Origin of the sequence: Erwinia sp. (genome assembly GCF_031978025.1) — a bacterium.
Classification (GTDB): Bacteria; Pseudomonadota; Gammaproteobacteria; order Enterobacterales; family Enterobacteriaceae; genus Erwinia.
Genome location: NZ_DALZCD010000301.1, coordinates 1 through 5,103, shown reverse-complemented (window position 1 = coordinate 5,103; position 5,103 = coordinate 1). Strand labels below are relative to the sequence as shown.

The 5,103-nt window shown below is 55.0% G+C and carries 4 protein-coding genes; 3 read left to right on the top strand and 1 reads right to left on the bottom strand.

From position 1 onward, the window contains the following. The 3 genes from brnQ to RTK32_RS18820 form a co-directional block, all read left to right on the top strand. The coding region (gene brnQ / locus RTK32_RS18830; RefSeq protein WP_312046668.1) for a branched-chain amino acid transport system II carrier protein at positions 1-1,131 on the top strand (1,131 nt) is incomplete at its 5' end. A gap of 67 nt (positions 1,132-1,198) precedes the next feature. After that, positions 1,199-2,554 (top strand): proline-specific permease ProY, encoded by a 1,356-nt coding sequence (proY, locus tag RTK32_RS18825; RefSeq protein WP_312046667.1) that lies wholly within the window; start codon positions 1,199-1,201, stop codon positions 2,552-2,554. A 245-nt stretch (positions 2,555-2,799) separates the two neighbouring features. Then, entirely contained in the window at positions 2,800-3,288 is a 489-nt protein-coding gene (locus tag RTK32_RS18820; protein ID WP_312046670.1) for an Hsp20 family protein, read from the top strand. A 279-nt stretch (positions 3,289-3,567) separates the two neighbouring features. Here RTK32_RS18820 and RTK32_RS18815 read toward each other — a convergent pair whose 3' ends face one another. Next, complete coding sequence (locus tag RTK32_RS18815; RefSeq protein ID WP_312046665.1) at positions 3,568-4,842, bottom strand: histidine-type phosphatase; 1,275 nt, start codon at positions 4,840-4,842, stop codon at positions 3,568-3,570. Between the last annotated feature and the right edge of the window lie 261 nt (positions 4,843-5,103).

Sequence of the window (5,103 nt, the reverse complement as noted above, 5' to 3'; positions counted from 1 at the left end):
CGAGTTGGCGGCGGTATTGATGCGCTCAGCTCGCCGATTGGCAAAGCGGCAGGTATCGTGCTGGCCACCGTTTGCTATCTGGCCGTTGGCCCCCTTTTCGCCACCCCGCGCACCGCCACTGTCTCTTTTGAAGTGGGCATTGCACCGCTGACCGGCGACAGCGCGCTACCGCTGTTTATTTACAGCCTGGTCTATTTCGCACTGGTCATTGGCATTTCACTTTATCCAGGCAAGCTGCTGGATACTGTCGGACATATCCTGGCACCCCTGAAAATTGCCGCACTGGCCGTACTGGGTATCGCCGCGCTGATTTGGCCAGCGGGCAGCCTGGCCCCAGCGACCGAAAGCTATCAGCATGGTGCTTTCTCCAGCGGCTTTATTAACGGCTATCTGACGATGGACACGCTGGGCGCGCTGGTATTTGGCATTGTTATCGTGAATGCGGCTCGTTCTCGCGGGGTTAGCGAAGCCGGCCTGCTGACGCGCTACACTATTATTGCGGGTTTGATCGCGGGGGTAGGGCTGACGCTGGTTTATCTGGCCCTGTTTAAACTCGGCTCTGACAGCGCCTCTATTGTCGATCAGAACGCCAACGGCGCGGCTATCCTGCATGCCTATGTTCAGCACACCTTCGGGGGGCTGGGTAGCCTGTTCCTTGCGGCGCTAATTTTTGTGGCCTGTATGGTGACGGCAGTGGGCCTGACCTGCGCCTGCGCCGAGTTCTTCCAGCAGTATCTGCCGCTGACCTATCGTCAGTTGGTGTTTATTCTGGGCCTGTTCTCAATGCTGGTGTCGAATCTGGGGCTGAGCAAGCTTATCCAGTTTTCTATTCCTGTACTGACGGCTATCTATCCGCCTTGTATTGTCCTGATCCTGCTGAGCTTTACGCTGCGCTGGTGGAACAAAAGCATGCGTATTATCGCGCCGACCATGCTGGTCAGCCTGATTTTCGGCATCATTGATGGCATTAAAACCACGGCCTTTAAAGAGGTGCTGCCTGCGTTTACGGCCAATCTGCCGCTGGCCGAGCAGGGCCTGGCCTGGCTGCCGCCTTCCCTGGCGATGCTGGTCGTGGTGGCTATCTGCGATCGCGTAATGGGACGCGCGCAGGTGAATGCGCACCAGCAGTAAAAGTGTGATACCTTCTCCTGCCCGATCTCCGGCAGGAGAAGTTGACAGAGTTTAAGCAGAATGAAAGATGAAAAATAATACGCTCAAAAAGGGACTGAGTACCCGTCACATCCGCTTTATGGCGCTGGGTTCGGCCATCGGCACCGGTCTGTTTTACGGCTCGGCCGATGCAATGAAAATGGCCGGTCCAAGCGTCATTCTCGCCTATATCATCGGCGGCGCTATTGCTTACATCATCATGCGCGCGCTGGGTGAAATGTCGGTGAACAACCCGCAGGCCAGCTCGTTCTCCCGCTATGCTCAGGATTATCTTGGCCCGCTGGCCGGCTATATCACCGGCTGGACTTACTGCTTTGAAATCCTGATTGTGGCCATTGCCGACGTCACCGCTTTTGGCATCTATATGGGCGTCTGGTTCCCGGACGTGCCGCACTGGGTGTGGGTGCTGAGCGTGGTGCTGATTATTGGCGCTATCAACCTCGCCACGGTAAGAGTCTTTGGCGAAGTGGAGTTCTGGCTGTCACTGTTCAAGGTCGCGACCATCATTATTATGATCGTGGCGGGTATCGGGATTATTTTCTGGGGTATCGGTAACGGTGGTCAGCCTACCGGCATCAGCAATTTATGGACTAACGGCGGCTTCTTTGCCCATGGCGTCATCGGTATGGTGCTGTCGCTGCAGATCGTGATGTTTGCCTATGGCGGCATTGAGATTATCGGCATCACCGCCGGAGAAGCGAAAGATCCCGCTACGTCGATTCCTCGAGCGATAAATACCGTCCCTCTGCGTATCCTGGTATTTTATGTCGGCACGCTGTTTGTGATTATGTCCATCTATCCGTGGAATCAGGTGGGTACCAACGGCAGCCCGTTCGTACTGACTTTCCAGCATATGGGCATTGCGGCGGCGGCAGCCATTCTGAACTTTGTGGTGATTACGGCCTCGCTTTCGGCGATTAACAGCGATGTTTTCGGCGTTGGCCGAATGCTGCACGGCATGGCGGAGCAGGGCCATGCGCCTAAAATGTTCGCTACCGTCTCGCGTCGCGGTATTCCGTGGATCACCGTGCTGGTGATGATGCTTGCGATGCTGATTGCGGTTTATCTGAACTACCTGATGCCGGAAAAAGTCTTCCTGGTGATCGCTTCGCTGGCGACATTTGCCACGGTGTGGGTATGGATTATGATCCTGTTCGCCCAGATCGGCTTTCGCCGTACGCTGACGCCTGCCCAGGCAAAAGAGCTGAAGTTTGCGATGCCGGGCGGCGTGTTTACGGCTACTGTCGGCATCCTGTTCCTGTTCTTTATTATCGGCCTGATTGGCTATTTCCCGGATACCCGCGTATCGCTTTACGTCGGTATCGGTTGGATAGCGCTGCTGCTGGTCAGCTGGACGCTGGTGAAGAAAAGAATCAAGGCGTAGTCAGCAGGTCGGAAAGCGAACACCCTGTTCCGCCTGTTACCTTGAAAAAACCTGAGTCCGGCAGTACGCCCGGCTCAGGTTTTTTTTATGCGCCATTCTCAGGATGGCGATGACAGGCAGCCAGTAAAAAATTTTATTTGCAGCGCTTGAAACAGGTTTGGTCGTCCCTATTTTAGTCATAAGCAGGCGGCGAACCTGCGCGAAATGAGCTTTTGAATAGCAACCGTATTCAGGAGGTTATGATGATGAACGTACGCCACTTTTCCCTGATCCCTTCTTTGAGCGATGCGCTGTTTTCCGAGCGCCTTAACCGTATGAACGGACTTTTCGGTCAGTCAGCCGACAATGTCTCTTTAGCGGCCTCGCCTGCCTACGATATTCGCCGCGTGGATAAAGATCGCTATACGTTAGCCGTCAGCGTACCCGGCTGGAAAGAGAGCGATCTGGCTATCGAAACGGTAGGGGGACAGCTAACAATTTCCGGTAAAAAGCAGGAACAGAACGAAACCGAAAACCAACAGGGCTGGCTCCATCGCGGCATTAATCATGCTGATTTCCGGCTGAGCTATATGGTGCCGGAGCACGTGAAAGTGACCGGTGCAACACTGCAGGACGGCATTCTTTCCGTTGATTTGTATCAGGAAATACCCGAGAGCGAAAAACCTCGCCGGATCCCTATCTCGCATGAACAGACAATTAAAAACCAGCAGACTATCGAGCATCAGTCTGCTTAAGTGAACGGGCAACGGAAGACAAAACGCCGCGGCACGCTGCCGTGGCGCTTTTTTATTAGTTGCCGGTTGGCTAAAGCAGTCATACAAGCCAGCAGGCTATCGCGCATCCGTCTGCTTAAGCGAGCCGGTGATCGCAGAGAAAGCGCCGCGGCACACTCCGTGGCGCTTTTTATTAGCTGCCCGACGCAAAAAACGATCGTGCAGTGCCCGATATAATTTGCGGCTGTTTACCACGTTCTGAACCGCTGTCAGCAAAGGGAGACAAAGCCTGTCTGTGGGCTAGCGTGCGGACGCCGTAGACGAAAGCATAATATGCCGCTCAATTCGCTGCATAGCGCTGTGCCAGGGACAAAGCGTGCCTACGGGCGTTTTCCTGCACCCCGGAAACGTTAGCTCGGTCAGCAACGGAGGGTGCTGTCCGTCAAGCGGCGTCAGCTCACGCAGTTGGTCAAGACTTTGTGCCTGAAAATAGATTCGGATAAAGTGCTCGTCCTTATCCCGCCACCGTTCGAATACCAGACTGCTGCCGGGCGGAATATTACCGTGCGGATAATCGGCCTGTTGCCAGTTGAAATCCAGCATGGTGCGCAGCCAGGCGATATTAATATCGTGGGCGACATAGAGCAGCCAGCGGACGTCTGGCGGAGCATCAACCGCATGCTCTGCAGATGATCCTTCCGTACCAGCCCGCAGCGCGCCGGCGATTTGGCTCATCAGCCGTGAAGCACCCTGACGGGCGAGCCCCGGCAAATCATTGGTGTAGTCATATTTAGCGCTCAGCAGCGGCAGCAGCGCAGCCAGCTCTGCCTGTTTTCTAACCTTGCCAAAAGCTATTTCATCGAGCGGCTTGTTTTCGCTCCACTCCAGCCGTAGCGTTTCAGCCATCGCGGCCAGCGTGTCCAGCCCCTGAATACCGACCGTGCCGTTCGACCACACCGCGAGCTGCCAGGGCTGACTAAAAGCGGGGCAGGGCTGTGCCGGGTCGCAGACCGCCTCTTTAAGCGCGTTGATTGACGGTTCGAGCCGTCGTTGCGCTGCGCTCAGGCTGCCGCCCATGGCGCGTAATGCCTCCTGATAATGCCTCGCAGCCTGCGCTTTGCTGACTTTATCAGCAGGAAGCTGGAACAACGGATCGTATGTTGCTTTTGAATGGGCTGTAATGCCGCAGCCCGGAAACGCCGCTTCGGCCAGTGCCTGCGCGGTGGCTCTGGTACGCTGCAGGGGGCTGGCTACCAGATAAAAATCCTGTTTGCCGGGGCAGCCTTTTGTCAGCAGACCCGCCTGGCGATAATAATCACTTTCGTAACGTCCTTTTAGCCAGGCTGCCGTATAGCCGTGGCCGGTCAGGTTGCCATCTTCAGCCTGCCAGGCGGGCCAGCGTCGGGCCGAACCGTTTTCAATTGCCCGACGATTGTCCGGTGACGGTGGACGCACACCGTGTCTGCTAACCTCCACCACTTTTTCCAGAATATAGTTCGCCTGAGCAGGCAGGCTAAAAAGACCGGCGAGACCAGCAAAAAGCACCGCCACAGCCGGCGGGAAAAACTTGTACATCCACATATCCTTAAGGCGTTATGCAGCAGAAAGCGTTCCGGGCGATCTTCAGGCTACAGAGGGGGCAAAATGCAATTTCGCCTGCTACAACACCTGAATATCCCTCTCAAAAAACATGCTGGTAGAGGATTACACTACTGACCGCACTTTTTGCTACAAAAAATAGTCTTGTACAACTTCAAAATAGCTGTACACATTTGCCGAAACTGGTTAACTTAAGCACAGAATTATTTAAGCATGTTTTAACCTACCAACTGAAGG